The following is a 17242-nucleotide window of genomic DNA, read 5'->3' on the forward strand; positions in this document are numbered from 1 at the left end:
GGACTATTTACGCAAACATGGCACTTTTCATTGCTTGGCCCGCCACGTCGAACAATCCCCGCGCCTTTGGTGCCAAGCCCTGCATGTGTATCGACGCATGGATCATGCCGTCGAGCTGCACGCATTGCGCCGCCACGCCGTCGTCGCGCAAATACCGCGCATAGGCTTCGCCCTCGTCATGCAGCGGGTCGTACTCGCATACCAGCACCGTCGCCGGCGGCAAGTCCTTGAGCGACGTTGCCCGCAGGGGCGCCGCGTAGGCGTTCGCGCCGTCGGCCGGCTCGTTCAGGTAGGCCGACCAGCAAAAGCGCATGGCTTCCCGCGTCAGCGAGTGGCCCTCCGCATAGCGCTGGTAGGACGGCGTGTCGAAGGCAAAATCGAGCGCCGGGTACAGCAGCAGCTGATGCGCCAGCGCGGGACCGGCCTGGTCGCGCGCCATCAGGGCGGCGGCGGCCGCCAGGTTGCCGCCCGCGCTGTCGCCGCCCACGGCCAGCCGTTTCGCATCGATGCCCAGCGCCGCCGCATGTTCGGCGACCCAGCACAACGCGCGGTAAAAGTCGTTCAACGGCACGGGGAACTTGTGCTCGGGCGCCAGCCGGTAGTCGACGGAAACGATCACGCAGCCGGTGGCGTTGGCCAGCGCACGGCAGGGATTGTCGTACAGGTCCAGCGAGCACAGACACCATCCTCCGCCATGCGCAAAGACGATGGCCGGCAGGGGCTGGCTTGTGTCCGCGCCGGCGGGCACGTAGGCGCGCACGGTCAGCGCATGCTCGCCCGGCAGCACGTAATCGGTGATGGATGCGACGTCTTCCAGGGGGCCATGCAGCTGGCGCAACCCCGTTTCCGTGGCCACGCGCAGGTCCGCCAGCGAGGCGGGCGGCGGCGCATCTTTTATCTCTTCCAGCCAGGCGGCAATCAGCGGATCGAGGCTCATGCTGATTTTTCTCCGGCCAGGAAGGGCAGCAGGTGGGCGATGAACGCTTCCGGCTGTTCTTCCATGATGAAGTGGCCGCATTCGGCAACGATGGCGCCTTTCAAATTGTCCGCCTTGCCCTGCATGGTCAGCAGCGGCGCGTCGTTGGTCGCATGGTCGGCGCCGATGGCCAGTACCGGCATGGTCAGGCTGCGTTTTGCCCGTTCCAGATTTTGACGGATGGTTTCGGGTATGGCGCGGTAGTAGGCAAAACCGGCGCGCAGGGCGCCCGGCGTGGCATAGGCATCCGCATACACGTCGACGGCGACCTTGTCGCGGCGGTACGACCAGCGGTCGAAAATGAAGCGGATGTACTCGCGCTCCTTGCCCGCCGTGAGCATTTCCGGCAAATCGAGCACCTGGTTGAACATGAAATGCCACAGGAAGATGTTGTCGGACGGCGCGACGAAAATCGGCGGCGCGGGCGCCAGACCGGGAATCACGGCTTCCGTCAGCGCCAGTTTCGTCACGGCCTGCGGGAAATCGCTGGCCAGCGCATAGCCGACCCACATGCCGATGTCGTGACCGACCACGTCGTATTGCGCGTGGCCCAGGGCCAGCATGGCGCGGTGCAGGGTGGCGGCAACGGCGCCCGTGTCATAGCCGCCGGCCGGGCGGTCCGAGTGGCCGCTGCCCGGTGGATCGATGGCGATGGCCTGGTAGCCGCTGGCGGCCAGCGCCGCCATCACGTGGCGCCATGCATACCAGGTTTGCGGCCAGCCGGGGATCAGCAGCACGGGTTTGCCGGTGCCGGGACCAGCGATGACGCAATGCAGGCGCTGGCCGTCGATGCGGACGTAGTCGTGAATGAAGTCGTTCATATGTTTCCTTGATTAGTGATGCTCGATGCCGAGCAGGGTATTGATCTGTTGTGCGCTGACGGGAGCGCCGGCGAAGTCGTCGAAGATCTTGTCGGTGACGGGAATGATGTGGGCATTGATGAAGGCCACGCCTTCGCGCGCGCCCACCTCCTGATCCTTCAGGCAGCATTCCCATTCCAGCGTCGCCCAGCCCGCGTAATCGTTTTGCGCCATCTTCGAGAAGATGGCCTTGAAATCGACCTGGCCGTCGCCCAGCGAGCGGAAGCGCCCGGCGCGGTTTTCCCACGACTGGTAGCCGCCGTAAATGCCTTGCCGCCCCGTCGGATTGAACTCCGCATCCTTCACATGGAACATGCGGATATGGTCCTTGTAGATATCGATGAATTCCAGGTAGTTCAACTGCTGCAGCACGAAGTGGCTGGGGTCGAACAGCATCTTGCAGCGCGGGTGGCGGCCTACGCGCTCGTAAAACATCTCGAAGCTGATGCCGTCATGCAGGTCTTCGCTGGGGTGGATTTCGTAGCACAGGTTGACGCCCTGTTCCTCGCACACGTCGAGGATGGGCAGCCAGCGGCGTGCCAGTTCGTCGAAGGCCGCCTCGATCAGGCCGGGCGGGCGCTGCGGGAAAGGGAACAGGTAGGGCCAGGCGAACGAACCGGAGAACGTGCCCATGTCGGTCAGGCCCAGGCGTTTCGACGCCATGGCTGCCAGCTTGACCTGCTCGATGGCCCACTCGGTGCGCGCCGCCGGCTGGCCGTGCAGATGTGCCGGGGCGAAGCTGTCGCACAGCGCGTCATAGGCCGGGTGCACGGCCACCAGCTGGCCGAGGATGTGCGTCGTCAGTTCGCTGATGACCAGGCCATGGCCGGCCAGCATGGCAACGAGGTCGTCGCAGTATTGCTGGCTGTGCGCTGCTTGCGCCACGTCGAACAGGCGCGCATCCCAAGCGGGAATCTGCAGGGCCTTGAAGCCCATGCCGGCCGCCCACTCGGCGATGGCGGGCAGGGTGTTGAAGGGCGCCGTGTCGGCGGCGAATTGTGCCAGGTGCAGGCTTGGTCCTTGGATGGTTTTCATATCGGCTCCTATTGTTTGTCGATCGACAAAGAATAGGTGAAATTGTTGGCGCGGTCAAGCCCGTGATGCAAAATAAATGGCGAACGCGGCGCGGGCGCCAGGCGTTATACTGGCCGCCACTTCGCAAGCAGAGGATCAAGATGGCAGGAAGACCGAGGGAATTCGACCGCGCGCTGGCGCTGGCAAAAGCGCGCGACGCGTTCTGGACGCGTGGCTACGAGGGTGTGTCGATGGCGGACCTGGTGGCGGCGCTGGGCATCGCCTCGGCGCGCATCTATGCGGCGTTCGGCTCGAAGGAGCAGCTGTTCCGCGAAGCCGTGGAGCTGTATGAAACGGGAGAGGGCGCGTTTGCCGTGCACGCGCTGGCGGCCAGCCTGAACGTGCGCGATGCGGTGGCGCGCATGCTGGAAGAAGCCGTGCTGCTGTATACGCGCAGCGGCCAGCCGCAAGGCTGCATGGTGGTCACGGCCGCCACCAACACGAGCGCGGAAAACGCGGGCATCGCCGACTGGCTGGCGCAGCACCGCCGCGCGCGCACGCAAGCCGTCATCGAGCGCCTGCGCGCGGCGCAGCTGGCGGGGGAATTAAAGGCGGAGGCGGACGTGCAGGCGCTGGGCGACTACTATGCGGCCTTGCTGCATGGCTTGTCGGTGCAGGCGCGCGACGGCATTCCGGCCGAACGGCTGCTGGCGCTGATTGCGCCGGCGATGGCGCCATTGGCGCTGGAAATGCAAAAGCAAGCTATCTAAGCGCTAGTGACTGTGCTTAAGTCTTGACGTCGATCAGGCTGCCCAGGGCCTGGTCGGCCGCCTTGACGACGTTCGCCGACAGGTTGAAACCGGCCTTGTAGACGAGGTTATCGGTCAGTTCGGAAGCGAGGCCCACGCCGTTCGGCCGGCTTTCGGCCGCCTTGGCCGCATTGGCATTGGCGCCGCTGACGCTTTCGCTGGCGGCCAGCTTGCGCCCCTCGACGGAGAGGGTGACGCCCGTGCCGGCCGGGCTGGCTTCCTGGAACTGGGCTTGCTGCGGCTGGAAGCCCGGCGTATTCGCATTGGCGATATTGTTGGCGGCCACATCCAGCGCGCGCTGGTTGGCGGTCAGCCCCGAGGTACCGGTGGTGAGGGCGGATATGGACATGGCAACTCCTTCAGAATACGCCCAGTTTACTCCCGTCTGCGGAAAAAGTGTGGTGGCGCAAGGCAACAATTTTTCCCGCAGGTGCTTGCCGCAAAAAATATGTACGTCACGTAATTTTTTTATATTGTTCTGTGGCATTTCACTGCCTAGACTGGCAGGGAAGTCATCCACGGAGTGCGCCATTTTCCACCTGTTACGCCCCATTTTTCTGGGTTTGCTGCTCAGCCTGCCTTGCCTGCCCCTGAAAGCCCAGCTTGTTCCCTCCCAGCTACCGCTCGATGCGCGCCTGAACGAGCAAGTCATCATGGTGCCGGCCGGGGACGGCTTGCGCGAGACGCTGGAGACGACGGTGTTTCGTCCCCCCGGCTCCGGCCCGTTTCCCTTGCTGCTGATGAATCACGGCAAGCAGGCCGGCCCGGCCCGGCTGCAGCAGCGCGAGCGCTTCATCTATATGGCCACCGAGTTCGTGCGCCGCGGCTATGCCGTGATGCTGCCCATGCGCGCCGGCTTTGCGCGCTCCACGGGCGCCTACCGCGATTTCGGCTGCGACATGCTGGGCAACGCCCAGGGCCAGGCGCGCGACATGCTTGCCGCGCTGGCGTATGCGCGGCGCCAGAGCTGGGTCGACCCGGAGCGCATCGTCGTCGCGGGCCAGTCGTATGGCGGCATGGCGGCGCTGGCGCTGGCCACCCGGATGGTGCCCGGCGTGCGCGGCGTGCTCAACTTTGCTGGCGGCCTGCGCGTCGACATGCCGGGCTGCGACTGGCAAGGGGCGCTGGCCAAGACGTTCGCCACCCTGGGCGCCTATAACCACATTCCCAGCCTGTGGTTGTATGGCGCGAACGACTCGTATTTTTCGCCGGCGCTGGCACGGCGGTTGTTCAATTCCTTTACCGGTTCAGGCGGCCGGGCACAACTGCTGGCCTATGGCCCGTTCAAGCGCGACGCCCACCTGACCCTGGGCAGCCGCGACGGGGTGGCCGTGTGGCTGCCCGCCACCGAGCGCTTTCTGCAGAAGATAGGCATGCCGGTGCGGCAGGTCTACCGCGTGGCCGATGCGCCGCCGCCGCCCGCCACGCATTTCGCGCCGCAGGACGATATCGCCGCCGTGCCGTATCTGGAAGAGCAGGGGCGCGCGGCCTACCGCGTCTTCCTGGAAAAAACCGCGCCGCGCGCCTTTGCCTTGTCGGCCAGCGGCGCCTGGGGCTGGGCCGAGGAGGGCGAAAGTCCCGATGTGCGCGCACTCGCTTCTTGCCAGCGCCGCAGCAGCATGCCGTGCCAGCTGTATTCGGTCGATGAAAGCGTTGTTTGGCCCGGCGCCAGCGCCGTCGGCGGTACGCAATAGGCCGCCGCGCACGATAGTTGTCGCCGAAACGGGGGATGGGCGAATATACTAGGCGAAAAGGGAGGCGTTGCGCTTCCCGTCCGCCCTTATTATCCAGCGAGAATTCACCCTTATGGCGTCATCCCCAGAAAACCTCAGCATGGCCGTGTTTTGCGACTTCGAGAACGTCGCGCTCGGCGTGCGAGATGCAAATTACGAAAAATTCGATATCAAGCCCATCCTCGAACGCTTGCTGCTCAAGGGCAGCATCGTTGTCAAGAAGGCATATTGCGACTGGGACCGTTATAAAAGTTTCAAGGGCACCATGCACGAAGCGAACTTCGAGCTGATCGAAATTCCCCACGTGCGCCAGTCCGGCAAGAATTCGGCCGACATCCGCCTGGTCGTCGATGCACTGGACCTGTGCTACACCAAGGCCCACGTGAACACCTTCGTCATCATCAGCGGCGATTCCGATTTTTCGCCGCTGGTGTCGAAACTGCGCGAAAACGCCAAGCAGGTGATCGGCGTGGGCGTCAAGCAGTCGACCTCCGATCTGCTGGTGGCCAACTGCGACGAATTCATTTTCTACGATGACCTGGTGCGCGAGAGCCGCCGCACGGCCGCCAAGCGCGACGCGCGCGAAAGCCCGGCTGCCGCTGTCAAGCGCTCGCCCGACGAAGAAGTGCGCCGCAAGGAAAAATACGAGTCGCGCAAGACGGAAGCGATCGACATGGCCGTCGAAACGTTCGACGCGCTGGTGTCCGAACGGGGCGACAGCGGCAAGATCTGGGCTTCGATGCTGAAAGAAGCGATCAAGCGCCGCAAACCGGACTTCAGCGAATCGTATTACGGTTTCCGCACCTTCGGCAACCTGCTGGAAGAAGCGCAGGCGCGCGGCTTGCTGGAATTTGGCCGCGATGAAAAATCGGGCGCCTATGTCTACCGCAGCAGCGGCCTGGTGGCCGTACCGGTTGCAGTGAACGCGGATGTGGCCAGCGAGACAAGCGCCAGTGGCGAGACCGGCGCGACGACGGAAGAGGGCAATCACCGCGATGGCGGCAGCCGCCGCGATTCGCGCCGCAATGGCCGTGGCGGCCGCAAGCAGAACGAGCAACGCCGCGGCGAGTCCGCGCCACAGGCCTTCGTGCCGGTGGCCGAGGCCGAATCGGCTGTCATCGAGCAGTATGCGCCGGCGCCGCAGCCGGAAGTGCTGCACGAGGTGGCCGAAGCCGTGGCAGCGGTGGCCGAAGAGGGCAACGCCAAGCGCGGTTCGCGCCGCAATGGCCGTGGCGGCCGCAAGAATGGCGACGGCGCCCGTGAAGCGCGCGCCGAGGCAGTCGAGGTGGCGGTGTTGGAAACCATGCCAGTGCCTGAACCTGTAGCTGAAGTGATTCTGGAAACCGTCGCCGAAGCGAAGACTAAGGCCAAGGCGCGCACGCCGGCGCGCAAGACTGCCGCGGCGAAAAAGCCGGCCAAGAAGGCGGTTGACGCCGTAGTGGAAGCGGCGCCTGTTGTCGAAGCGGCGCCGGTGGAAGCGGCCGTCGTGGCGGAAGACAAGCCGGCCAAGGCGCCGCGCAAGACGCCTGCGCGCCGTCCCGCGCGCAAGAAGGCGGAAGCGGCTTGATAGTTTGAGCAGGAACAAGCGGGGCGGCATTCGCATGCGCCCCGGCTTTTCCCGGCCCTGCGTTGCGCAAACCGCGCACCCCGATCTCCCCAAGCGTGTAGGATGAGCCTGTTTTTAACGCAGCGGGCGGTCAAGCATGTACCACGGTGAACGGTTCAACAGCATTTCCCATACGGTGGGCGCCGCGCTGGCGGCCATCGGCGGCGTCATCCTGATCGTCGTGGCGGCGCGCACGGGCGACCCCTGGAAAATCGTCAGCTGCAGCGTGTATGCGGCCATGCTGCTGACCCTGTACCTCACTTCCACCCTGTACCACAGCGTGCGCGGCAAGGCCAAGGCCGTGCTGCAGCGGCTCGACCATTGCGCCATCTATCTGCTCATCGCGGGAACCTACACGCCCTTCATGCTGGTGACCTTGCGCGGGCCGTGGGGCTGGTCGCTGTTCGGCGTCGTCTGGGGCCTGGCGCTGTTTGGCATCGTGCAGGAATATGTGTACGCAAAAGGCGCGCGCATCCTGTCGCTGGTGATTTACGTGGCCATGGGCTGGCTGATCGTCATCGGCATCAAGCCGCTGCTGGCGGCGCTCGAGTGGAACGGCTTCCTGTGGCTGGTGGCGGGCGGGCTGTGCTACACGGGCGGCATCGCCTTCTACGCCACCGACCACAAGCTGCGCCATGGACACGGCATCTGGCACCTGTTCGTGCTGGCCGGCAGCAGTTGCCACTTTATCGCCATTTTGTTCTACGTTGCCTGACGTAGCGCGCAGCCGGGCCACCCTCGCTGACTATTGCCTGTAATCCATTATAATGCCCTGATCTGTGAAACAAGGGCAAGAATGGACATCAACTCGGACGACCTGAAAATCTTCGTCACCGTCATCGACAGCGGCACCCTGAGCGCGGCCGCCGTGCACCTGGGACAAACCACCTCCGGCGTCAGCCGCGCGCTGTCGCGGCTCGAAGACAAGCTGGCCACCTCGCTGCTGACGCGCACCACGCGGCGCATGGAACTGACGGAAGAGGGACAGCTGTTCCTCGACAAGGCGCGCGCCATCCTCGCCTCGATGGAAGACGTGGAAGAGTCGATCCGCATCCGCCGCCAGAAGCCGGCCGGGCGGCTGTCCGTCGATGCCGCTTCGCCCTTCATGCTCCACTGCGTGGTGCCCCACGTGGCCGAATTTCGCGCCATGTATCCGGAGATCCGCCTGGAGCTGACCAGCAACGACCAGATCGCTGACCTGCTCGAGCACCGTACCGATATCGCCATCCGCATCGGCGCCCTGGTCGACTCGACCCTGCATGCGCGCGCGCTGACTGCCAGCCCGCTGCACGTGCTGGCCACGCCCGCCTATCTGGCGCGCCACGGCGAACCGGCCACGCCGGAAGCGCTGGCCGGCCATGCGCTGCTGGGCTTTGCCCAGTACGACCTGGGGAATAACTGGCCGCTGCGTCACGAAGCCGGCAACAGCCTGCAGATCGTGCCCGCGCTGGCCGCCTCCAGCGGCGAAACCCTGCGCCAGCTGGCCCTGCACGACCAGGGCATCGTCTGCCTGTCCGACTTCATGACGAAGGACGACATCGCCGCCGGTCGCCTGGTGAAAGTGCTGCAGCCGTTCTACACGGGCTACCGCCAGCAGATCCATGCTGTCTACTACCGCAACACGCAGCTGGCGCAGCGCATCAGCTGCTTTCTCGAATTCCTGCAGCACAAGCTGTAGGCCGGGCATGAACGAGAAGGGCATGCAGTGTCCCACCTGCGGCGAATACGGCGACCTGATTCTTGCGAAAGTCAGAAAAACGGGGCAGGAGGTGGTCGTTTGCACCGAATGCGACAACCTGTGGGCCGAGCCGGGCAGCGCGCCCGACATCGATGCCAGCGAGGGCGTGGCGGAGTTTCTGGCGGCAGCCGGCCTCGCTGACGACTGGGAGGAACTGGCGCTGCTCGCCAGACTGCCGGCCGGCTAGCCTGCGCGCACGCGCGTCAGGCCGCAGCGTTCGCTTCCTTCGTTTCGGCCCGCAGCAGCAGTTCCACCTCGTGCGCAGGCAGCGGGTGACTGAAGTAATAGCCTTGCGCCTCGTCGCAGCCGTGCTGACGCAGGTAATCGAGCTGCTCGGCCGTTTCCACGCCTTCGGCCACCACGCGCAGTTTCAGATTGTGCGCCAGGGCGATGATGGAGACGACGATGGCTGCGTCGTCCGCGTCGCGCGCCACGTCGCCGACGAAACTGCGGTCGATCTTCAGTACGTCGATGGGGAAGGTGCGCAGGTAGGCGAAGCTGGAATAGCCGGTGCCGAAGTCGTCGATCGACAGCTGCACTCCCAGTGCCTTCATGTCGTGCAGCTGGCTGACGGCCAGCGCCACATCGTGCATGAACAGGCTTTCCGTCAGTTCCAGTTCCAGGCAGGCGGGCGGCAGGCCCGTTTCCAGCAGCACTTCGGCGATCGAGGCGACCAGGTTCGGCTCGTTGAACTGGCGCGCCGACAGGTTCACGGCCAGGCGCAGCGTGTCCAGCCCCGCCGCATGCCAGCGTTTCACCTGCGCGCACGCCTCGCGCATGACCCAGGCGCCGATCGGCACGATCAGGCCCGTATCTTCCGCCAGCGCGATGAAGCGCTGCGGCGCCACCATGCCCAGGTCCGGATGCTGCCAGCGCAGCAGCGCTTCCACGCCGACGATGCGCCCGCTGGCCAGGTCCAGCTGCGGCTGGTAATGCAGCACGAACTGTTCGCGCTCCAGGGCGTTGCGCAGCGCCGTCTCGATGCGCAGGCGCTCCAGGGTGGCCTGGTTCATGGCCGTCGTGTAGAACTTGATGTTGTTGCGGCCCTGTTTCTTGGCGCAGTACATGGCGATGTCGGCCTGCTCGATCAGGTTCTGCGTCTCGCCGTTCAGGGTCACGTCGCCGGGAGCGTCGTAGCGCGAGATGTCGTAGACGGCTACGCCGATGCTGCAGGTGACGAAGAATTCCTTGCCATCCAGCAATACCGGCTGGGCCACGGCATCCATCACGCGCTGCACGATGGCGGCGCTGAGCGCTTCGTCGGCCTGTTCGCACAGGATGGCGACGAATTCGTCGCCCGACAGGCGCGCCACCGTATCGGTTTCGCGCAGGCTGGCCTGCAGGCGCGTGGCGATGGTTTTCAGCAGCAGGTCGCCGGCCTTGTGACCGAGGCTGTCGTTGACGAACTTGAAGCGGTCGAGGTCGATCAACAGCACCCACAGCGCGCGGTTCTTGCGGCGAGACAGGGCCATCGCTTGCGCCAGGCGGTCGCGCAGCAGGGCGCGGTTGGGCAAGCCCGTCAGCACGTCGTGGTGGGCGATGTGCTGGATTTGCTGCTCGGCCAGCTTGCGTTCCGTGATTTCGGAACCCGTGCCCCGGTAGCCGCGAAATTCGCCGAACTCGTTGAACAGCGGTTCGCCATTGACGCTGAACCAGCGCAGCTGGCCATTGCGGTCGTGCATCGCATATTCGAGGTTGGAAAAGGGCAGGTGGGCTTCCAGATTGGCGATATGCTGCTTGCCCCAGCGCGAATTGCGCATCTCCGGGTTGTTGTCCCAGCGCGTCATGCCGATGAAGCGTTCCAGCGGCATGTTCGACTTGTCCGTGAAGCCGCTGGTGATGTGGGTGAAGCAGAAGTTGGCGTCCTGCTCCCAGTACCAGTCCGAGGACAAGGCCAGCAGGCGGCGGAAGCGCTTTTCGCTTTCCTGCAGGGCGCGCTCCGTGCGCTGGCGCGCGCGCACGTCGGCGCTGAGCAGCTCGTTGCTGCGCTTGAGGTCGGCAGTGCGCTGCTCCACCAGCAGCTGCACGCGGCGCGAGCGCTGCGTCAGCGATTGCACGAAGGCGGCCGTCAGCAAGCTGAACAGCAAGCCCATGATCACGGTGAATAGCGAGCCCAGGTGGTCGGCCAGGAAGGGCCGCGGATGGGCCACCACGCGCACGTGCCAGGGCCGGCCGGCGGAAAAAAAGGCACGGTCATAATGGCTGTGGTAAGCAAAGTGCAGCCAGCGCGGCAGCACCTCCCAGGTGACGCCCGCTTCGTCGGCAGGCGCCTGGCCGTGCCGGAAGATCAACTGGCGCGGGTCGGCGCCGGCGTCGGCATAGACGCTCAGTTCAAGCTGCGGGTCGCCCAGCAGGTCGGCACCGGCGAGGATTTTCTGCACCAGTTCTCCGGCGCGCACGATGGCCGCCGTATCGCCGATCAGCGCCGCGCGCCGCTGCTGCACCGTTTGCAGGGGCACGCCGTGGCGGTACACGGGCCGTACGATGACGAAGCCCTGCTGCGGTCCCTGCGCCAGGGTCAGCAGGCCTGTGGCGGTGGTCTGGCCGCTGATGATCGATTGTTCCAGCGCGCGCGCCAGCATGCCGCTCGGGCTGACGTTCAGGCCGAAGGCGGGGCGGTTGCCCTGCAAGGGTTCGAGATAGTCGACCACCATGTAGCTGGCCCGCGTCGTCGCGGGCACGATGACGCCGTCGCGCATTTCCATCATGGCGTAGTCGGGCACGATGCGCCGCAGCTCGGCTTCGAATGCCGCGCGCTGCGCATGCGGCACGATGCGGTGGAAATTAAAGGCCTGGATGAACGGGTGGCGCTGCAGCAGCGGCGTGGTGAAGTCGTGGAACTGTTCGCGCGTGACGGGCACGACGGCGGCAAACAGCTGGTTCGTCGTGGTCAGTACCTCGACCGCGTCGTCGAGTCCCTGCTCGATGGCGGCCACCCTGGCGCCGGCGCGTTGCTGCAGGCTCAGGCTCATCTTGTCGTATTCGAGCTGGCTGATGGCGGCGAACAGCACGGCCGTCACGCTGACGCCGCAGGCGAAGGTCAGCGCGGCCGCGGCGGAAATCGACAATGGCAGGCGGCCACGCAGCATGGTTTTTCCTATCTCACTTCATGGACACAATTGCTCGGCAGCACCTGCCGGCCCGCGCAGGCCGTAGTTTGTCATAAACCACATCCATCATGCGAATTTTGTACCAGATCGCTGCTAATAAGCAACAATATAGATGGCCATGGCGGACGACTATCAGTTGTCGCGTGCGCCTGATTGCCGGCGCAAACGCCACAGTTGCCATGCCGGCAGCAGCCGGTTCAGGAAAGCCAGGCCGCATACGCGGCGCCAGCGCACCAGGCGCACGACGCGCACGGCGCGGCCGTCGGCGCCTTGGCCTTGCTCAGGCTTGGCGGCGAAGATGATGCGGTTGTTGCCGGCGATGCCGTCGAAGTGACAGACGGCGCCGCGGAAGGTGAGCATCAGGCGCGCCAGCATGGCGGGATAGTGCTCGTCATAACTGAACAGGTTGGCCGCCAGCACGCCGCCGGGCAGCAGGGCGCGCAGGCAGTCCGCATAGAAGCGCGCGCTGCCGAGGGCGGGCGGCAAGCCCGTTTCGTCGTAGCCGTCGAGCAGTAGCACATCGGCGCAGCCCGGATGCTGGCGGATATAGCTGATGGCATCCGTCTCGATGATGCGCAGGCGTGCATCGTCGGGCGGCAGCATGAACTGCTCGCGCAGGGCGATCACGTCGGCGCGCAGTTCCAGTACCGTGATGCGCGTGTCGGGCAGGTGGCGGTGGCAGAATTTCAGCAGCGAACCGCCGCCCAGGCCCACCATCAGGATGTGCCGCGGGCGCGGCACGAACAGGGTAAAGCACATCATGGCGCGCGCATAGCGCAGCAGCAGATGGTCGGGGCGCGACAGCAGCATTTCGCTCTGGATCATGCCGGGCTGGAATTCCAGGCGGCGCCGGTCGCCACAGGTATGCACCTGCGGGGCAAGTGGGGTGGTGCTTCTGTGTTCCGGCATGGGACGACTTCGCTGAGTGGACTGGGGAAGATGCTTTGTTGCATTCAGAGAAATCTGATAAGCTCCCGTGAGCATACCCGATTAATCCGCGCCGAGCATGCGTATATGCAGATATACGGCGCGCGGCGGCACGGCCGCGCAGTCGGGCACCATGGAGACAAGCATGTTTTTGGATCACCCCATCATTACGGCGACGAACAGTTTTACGGAGCCTGACCGCATCGAGCGGCTGACGCGCGTGTACGGCTACGCGGCGGCGCTGGCGGACCAGGCCGGCAATGTCGGCTTCATTGAAAAAGTGGCGCAGATCCACGACCACAAGGGCACCCTCATCGTGTTCTGGCACGAAGCGCCCAGCGACGTGGAAAAGCAGTATTTCGTGCAGGCGTGGGCCAGCAAGATCGGCGACGGCAGCACCAATGTCGAACACGAAATCTGACACAGCGTGCCGCGGATTCGCGGCGATGGCGTAGCCCATGGATATCAAGACCCTGGTACTGGCCCTGGCGCTCGGCAACCTGAGCCTGTGCGCGGCCCTGTTTTTCTTCGAATACGAGCGCAAAAAGTCGCTCAGCATGTCCACCTGGGCGGTGGCCAAGCAATGCCAGGCCATCGCCTGGTGCCTGCTGTATTTCCGCGGCGTGCTGCCCGATTTCCTCTCCATCCTGCTCGGCAACAGCCTGCTGTTTGCCGGCATGGCGCTCGATGCGGGCGCGCTGTGGCAGGCGGCCGGGCGCGGCGGCTGGCGACGTTATGTCTTGCCGGCGCTGGGCCTGTCGGTGGCCCTGTTTGCCGCCTGCTACCTGTTCGACGTGGCGCCGCTGCTGCGCAGCGCCGGCGGCTCGCTCATCGTGGCCGGCTTTTTCCTCGCCGGCGTGGCCGCCCTGTGCCTGAAATGGCGCGAGGCGAGCATGCTGCGCCGCTTCCTCGTCGTCAGCATGGGCGTGCTGTCCTTGCTGATCGCCGCGCGCGGCGTGCTTGCCGCCACCGTTCCCGGTTTCGATGCGGAGCTGATGCAGCTGGCCGGCTTCGGCGCCCTGTACCTGATGATGCTGACGAACGCCTTCGGCTATCTGCTGCTGTCGCGTGAAAAACTGGGCGGCGAGCTGGCGCGCCTGGAAGTGCTCGACGCGGCCACGGGCGTGCCGAACCGGCGCGGCTTTTACCAGGCGCTGGCGCCGTGGATGGCGCTGGCGCGCCGGCCCGGCTTGCCGACGGCGCTGGTGGTGCTCAATATCGACCACTTCAAAAGAGTCAACGACAGCTATGGACATCCGGTGGGCGACGCGGTGCTCAAAACCATCGTCGACACCTGCCGCCAGCAGCTGCGCGACAGCGACCTGATGGGCCGCCTGGGCGGCGCCGAATTCGCCATCCAGCTGCCGCGCACGACCCTGGCCGATGCGCTGATGGTGGCCGAACGCATCCGCGCCGCCGTCGAAGCGCTGCCCGTCAAGACGGAGCGTGCCGTGCTGCAGCTGACGGCCAGCCTGGGCGTGACCACCATCCGCGCCGAAGACAGCACCGTCAGCCTGTTCAAGCGGGCCGATGAGGCGCTGCAGGCGGCCAAGCAGGCGGGCCGCAACAGGGTGGTGGAAGCGCAGGGCGCCAGCACCCTCGATATCTAAGGCTCTGTTCCCGCTAAGTAGGGGAAGTTCAGGAATCTTCCCCAGCCCCTGCTGTCTGACTGTACATATCAGACAAACGGGAGCCTTTCATGCAGTCAGCCGAATGGAAAACCTTCATCGCCCAGTTCGCCGCACTGAGCCGTCGCCAGCGTTTGGCGAGCACTGCTCTGCTGCGCGGGGCAGGATCGCAGAACGCCGCCGTGGCACTGATCGAAAGCGTGGCCCGGCAGCGGTTACACTGTCCCGCCTGCAACAGCAGCCATGCGCACCGGCACGGTCATGCGCACGGACTGCAGCGCTACCGCTGCGTGCCGTGCGGGCGCACCTTCAATGCGCTCACCGGCACACCGCTGGCCCGCTTGCGCCACAAGACCTTGTGGCTCGACTACGCCGATTGCCTGCTCGAATCGGCTTCCGTGCGCAAGGCGGCAAGCCAGCTGGGCGTGCACCGCAACACCGCCTTTCGCTGGCGCCACCGGTTTTTAAGCCTGGCCAAGACGGACCGGCCCCATTGCCTGCATGGCATCGCCGAAGCGGATGAGCTGTATGTGCTGGAATCGGAAAAGGGCGCGCGGCATCTGACGCGTCCGGCGCGCCGCCGTGGCGGCCATGCCCACAAGCGCGGCATTTCCAGTGAACAAGTCTGCATCCTGGTGGCGCGCGACCGCACGGGACAAACCCGCGATTTCGTCGCGGGAAAAGGGGCGCTGACCAAGGCGCAGCTGCATGCCTGCCTGCCGCCCGTGATCGACAAGGACATCTTGCTGGTCACCGATGACCACGCTGCCTATCGCGCCTTCGCGCGTGAAGCGGGCATCAGTCACCAGGCCGTCAATGTGGGCGCCGGCATCCGCGTGCAGGGCGCCGCCCACGTGCAGAACGTCAACGCGTATCACAGCCGCTTGCGGGCTTGGCTAGGCCCCTTTCACGGCGTGGCGACGCGCTACCTGCCGAATTACCTGGGCTGGCGCTGGATACTCGACGCCGGGCGCATCCGCTCCCCAGAAACATTATTGAAGGCAACACTGGGCGAGTTCCCACATTTGACGGTGACATAGCCATATCTAAACCGGATTATTTTTTGCGCGAGCCCAGCCAGCTGGGTTCCTTGCCGCATTCCTTGGGCAAGAACAGGGCATCGAGGCCCGGATCGCAGCGCCGGTCAGGCGCCTTCATCGGCTCGACGCTGAGCCATTCGCTCTTGGGCAGTATCTTTTCTTCGCGTGGCGCCACGGGCGGCGCGGGCGGCAGGCTGTCTTGCCAGCGTGCCTCCGGGGCAGGCGCGGGCGCAGTGGCCCAGTTGGCGTCAACCTGCGCTGCCTGCGCCGGCGGTGTGTCCGCGTGCGCGGCGGCGCACAGCAGGCTGCCCGCGAAGAAGAACGCGCGCATGGCTGTGCTGTTTATGGAAATCATGGTTTGTCCTTGGTCGGTGCCCGGAAGGCGGACCCTGCATTATGACGGCGGCAGCAAGCAAAAAGACAAGAAAATTGCAACGACATGTTACCAAAGGGACTATAGTTACTGGTAGCAAGCAGGTGCACTGTGGCAAGGTGATTGAAAGGCGGGTCAGGCGCGGGTCGCCGTCACTCGAGATGTGTATTCCCTAACTTGCATTTAAGCTAGGCAAGTTATGCTGTGGCATGCACGCCAGGCTGTCCTTTGCCGTCCGCACCGCGCCCCTCTTTTTTTACTCTTGCCAGGCTCATAATGAAAATGCTCAAATCCCTGCCTGTATGGCCGCTTGCCGCCCCGCTTGCCGGCTGGCTGTTCCTGTTCGGTTCCACCCTCAATCTCGGCGGCGCCTATCAGATCCTGCTGGTGGCTGGCCTGATCGGCAGCGTGCTGGCCGCCGTGTACCACGCGGAAGTGGTCGCGCACCGCATCGGCGAACCGTATGGCACCCTCGTGCTGGCGCTGGCCGTGACCCTGATCGAGGTGGCGCTGATCGTCTCGCTGATGCTGGCCGGCGGACCGGAAACGACGGGGCTGGCGCGCGACACCGTGTTTGCCGCCATCATGATCATTTTGAACGGTATCGTCGGCATCTGCCTGCTGCTGGGCGCCGGGCGCCACCGCGAGCAGACCTTCGGCTTGCTGGGCGTGAGCGCGTCGCTGGCCACCCTGGCGGCCATCGCCATTTTGACGCTGGTGCTGCCGAACTACACGTCGAGCGCCGCCGGCCCTTACTACAATTCCAGCCAGCTCATTTTCATCGCCGTCATCTCGCTGGTCCTGTACGGCACTTTCGTGCTGGTGCAGACGGTACGTCACCGCGATTACTTCCTGCCCAAGGAAGCCGTCGGCGATGAAGAGGTGCATGCGGCGCCGCCCACGCCCACCGTCGCCTGGGTCAGTGCCGGTGCGCTGCTGGTGTGCCTGGGCGCCGTGGTGCTGCTGGCCAAGTCGCTGGCGCCCGCGCTGGAGACGGCCATTGCCGCCATGGGCGCGCCGAAAACCCTGGTCGGCATCGTCATCGCCGCCATCGTGCTGCTGCCCGAAGGCCTGGCTGCCGTGCGCGCCGCGCGCGCGAACCGCCTGCAAACGAGCTTGAACCTGGCGCTCGGCTCCGCGCTGGCCAGCATCGGCCTGACTATTCCGGCCGTGGTGGTGGTGTCGCTGGCCACGGGCCTGACGATTACGCTGGGCCTCGATATCAAGTCGACGGTGCTGTTGCTGCTGTCGCTGATGGTCGCTACCCTGTCTCTGGGCACGGGCCGCACCACGGTCATGCAGGGCACGGTGCACCTGGTGATTTTCGCCGTGTATCTCTTTACCACCATCGTCCCATAAGCTGCCGCACGGCTGCCGTTTTGTCACAATCCTGTCACGCCGCTGTCATACGATGAGGGTAGTGTGGTA

17 protein-coding genes are annotated in these 17242 nt (G+C 65.1%); 10 read left to right on the plus strand and 7 right to left on the minus strand.

Going from position 1 to position 17242, the window contains the following annotated elements; genetic code table 11:
- Positions 1-7: 7 nt before the first annotated feature.
- The 3 genes from lipP1 to AC3RCG_RS11905 are packed head-to-tail and all read right to left on the minus strand — an operon-like array spanning position 8 to position 2871.
- Positions 8-937 carry a LipP1 family hormone-sensitive lipase gene (gene lipP1 / locus AC3RCG_RS11895; protein ID WP_492403892.1) on the minus strand — a complete coding sequence of 310 codons (930 nt, stop codon included), beginning with the start codon at positions 935-937 and terminating at the stop codon, positions 8-10.
- A complete protein-coding gene (locus AC3RCG_RS11900) occupies positions 934-1797 on the minus strand; it encodes an alpha/beta fold hydrolase (protein WP_492403890.1) in 864 nt (287 codons plus the stop codon). Before AC3RCG_RS11900 ends, lipP1 begins: the two co-directional genes overlap by 4 nt.
- A 12-nt stretch (positions 1798-1809) precedes the next feature.
- The gene (locus AC3RCG_RS11905; protein ID WP_409026641.1) at positions 1810-2871 is read right to left on the minus strand and encodes a sugar phosphate isomerase/epimerase family protein; all 1062 of its coding nucleotides are present in this window, start codon (positions 2869-2871) and stop codon (positions 1810-1812) included.
- Positions 2872-3011: 140 nt separating this feature from the next.
- Here AC3RCG_RS11905 and AC3RCG_RS11910 point away from each other — a divergent pair, with 140 nt between their 5' ends.
- Positions 3012-3620: a TetR/AcrR family transcriptional regulator gene (locus tag AC3RCG_RS11910; RefSeq protein ID WP_070311457.1), complete on the plus strand. Its 609-nt coding sequence runs from the start codon at positions 3012-3014 to the stop codon at positions 3618-3620.
- Between the two features lie 16 nt (positions 3621-3636).
- Here AC3RCG_RS11910 and AC3RCG_RS11915 read toward each other — a convergent pair whose 3' ends face one another.
- On the minus strand, positions 3637-4008 hold the full coding sequence (locus AC3RCG_RS11915) for a flagellar basal body protein (RefSeq protein WP_034757354.1): 372 nt from the start codon (positions 4006-4008) through the stop codon (positions 3637-3639).
- A gap of 214 nt (positions 4009-4222) precedes the next feature.
- On the opposite strand from AC3RCG_RS11915, the gene AC3RCG_RS11920 reads away from it, so the two are divergent.
- From AC3RCG_RS11920 to AC3RCG_RS11940, 5 genes are all read left to right on the plus strand, one after another.
- Entirely contained in the window at positions 4223-5353 is a 1131-nt protein-coding gene (locus tag AC3RCG_RS11920; protein ID WP_492403888.1) for a dienelactone hydrolase family protein, read from the plus strand.
- A gap of 112 nt (positions 5354-5465) precedes the next feature.
- A complete protein-coding gene (locus AC3RCG_RS11925) occupies positions 5466-6959 on the plus strand; it encodes an NYN domain-containing protein (protein ID WP_492403887.1) in 1494 nt (497 codons plus the stop codon).
- A 136-nt stretch (positions 6960-7095) separates the two neighbouring features.
- Complete coding sequence (trhA, locus tag AC3RCG_RS11930) at positions 7096-7713, plus strand: PAQR family membrane homeostasis protein TrhA (protein WP_492403885.1); 618 nt, start codon at positions 7096-7098, stop codon at positions 7711-7713.
- An 81-nt stretch (positions 7714-7794) separates the two neighbouring features.
- Entirely contained in the window at positions 7795-8676 is an 882-nt protein-coding gene (locus AC3RCG_RS11935) for a LysR substrate-binding domain-containing protein (protein ID WP_492403884.1), read from the plus strand.
- A 22-nt stretch (positions 8677-8698) separates the two neighbouring features.
- Positions 8699-8923, plus strand: coding sequence for a hypothetical protein (locus tag AC3RCG_RS11940; RefSeq protein ID WP_070289679.1), 225 nt, complete (start codon positions 8699-8701; stop codon positions 8921-8923).
- 16 nt (positions 8924-8939) lie between these two features.
- On the opposite strand, the gene AC3RCG_RS11945 is transcribed toward AC3RCG_RS11940, so the two are convergent.
- Together AC3RCG_RS11945 and AC3RCG_RS11950 are read right to left on the minus strand one after the other, a co-directional pair.
- Complete coding sequence (locus AC3RCG_RS11945) at positions 8940-11825, minus strand: bifunctional diguanylate cyclase/phosphodiesterase (RefSeq protein WP_492403883.1); 2886 nt, start codon at positions 11823-11825, stop codon at positions 8940-8942.
- A 153-nt stretch (positions 11826-11978) separates the two neighbouring features.
- Positions 11979-12755, minus strand: coding sequence for a spermine/spermidine synthase domain-containing protein (locus AC3RCG_RS11950; protein ID WP_492403882.1), 777 nt, complete (start codon positions 12753-12755; stop codon positions 11979-11981).
- A 163-nt stretch (positions 12756-12918) separates the two neighbouring features.
- On the opposite strand from AC3RCG_RS11950, the gene AC3RCG_RS11955 reads away from it, so the two are divergent.
- The 3 genes from AC3RCG_RS11955 to AC3RCG_RS11965 all read left to right on the plus strand — a co-directional run bounded on the left by AC3RCG_RS11955 (position 12919) and on the right by AC3RCG_RS11965 (position 15441).
- Positions 12919-13194 (plus strand): hypothetical protein, encoded by a 276-nt coding sequence (locus AC3RCG_RS11955; protein ID WP_070222980.1) that lies wholly within the window; start codon positions 12919-12921, stop codon positions 13192-13194.
- 37 nt (positions 13195-13231) lie between these two features.
- On the plus strand, positions 13232-14383 hold the full coding sequence (locus tag AC3RCG_RS11960) for a GGDEF domain-containing protein (RefSeq protein ID WP_070222978.1): 1152 nt from the start codon (positions 13232-13234) through the stop codon (positions 14381-14383).
- Between the two features lie 89 nt (positions 14384-14472).
- Positions 14473-15441 carry an IS1595 family transposase gene (locus tag AC3RCG_RS11965; RefSeq protein WP_492403881.1) on the plus strand — a complete coding sequence of 323 codons (969 nt, stop codon included), beginning with the start codon at positions 14473-14475 and terminating at the stop codon, positions 15439-15441.
- A 16-nt stretch (positions 15442-15457) separates the two neighbouring features.
- Here the strand turns inward: AC3RCG_RS11965 and AC3RCG_RS11970 are convergent, their stop codons facing one another.
- Positions 15458-15796 carry a hypothetical protein gene (locus AC3RCG_RS11970; protein ID WP_121669128.1) on the minus strand — a complete coding sequence of 113 codons (339 nt, stop codon included), beginning with the start codon at positions 15794-15796 and terminating at the stop codon, positions 15458-15460.
- Positions 15797-16090: 294 nt separating this feature from the next.
- Between AC3RCG_RS11970 and AC3RCG_RS11975 the strand changes: the two genes are divergently transcribed.
- Positions 16091-17173: a calcium:cation antiporter gene (locus tag AC3RCG_RS11975; protein WP_070219547.1), complete on the plus strand. Its 1083-nt coding sequence runs from the start codon at positions 16091-16093 to the stop codon at positions 17171-17173.
- Positions 17174-17242 lie beyond the last annotated feature (69 nt).

This window comes from Janthinobacterium sp. GW823-FHT01H08 (genome assembly GCF_058797855.1).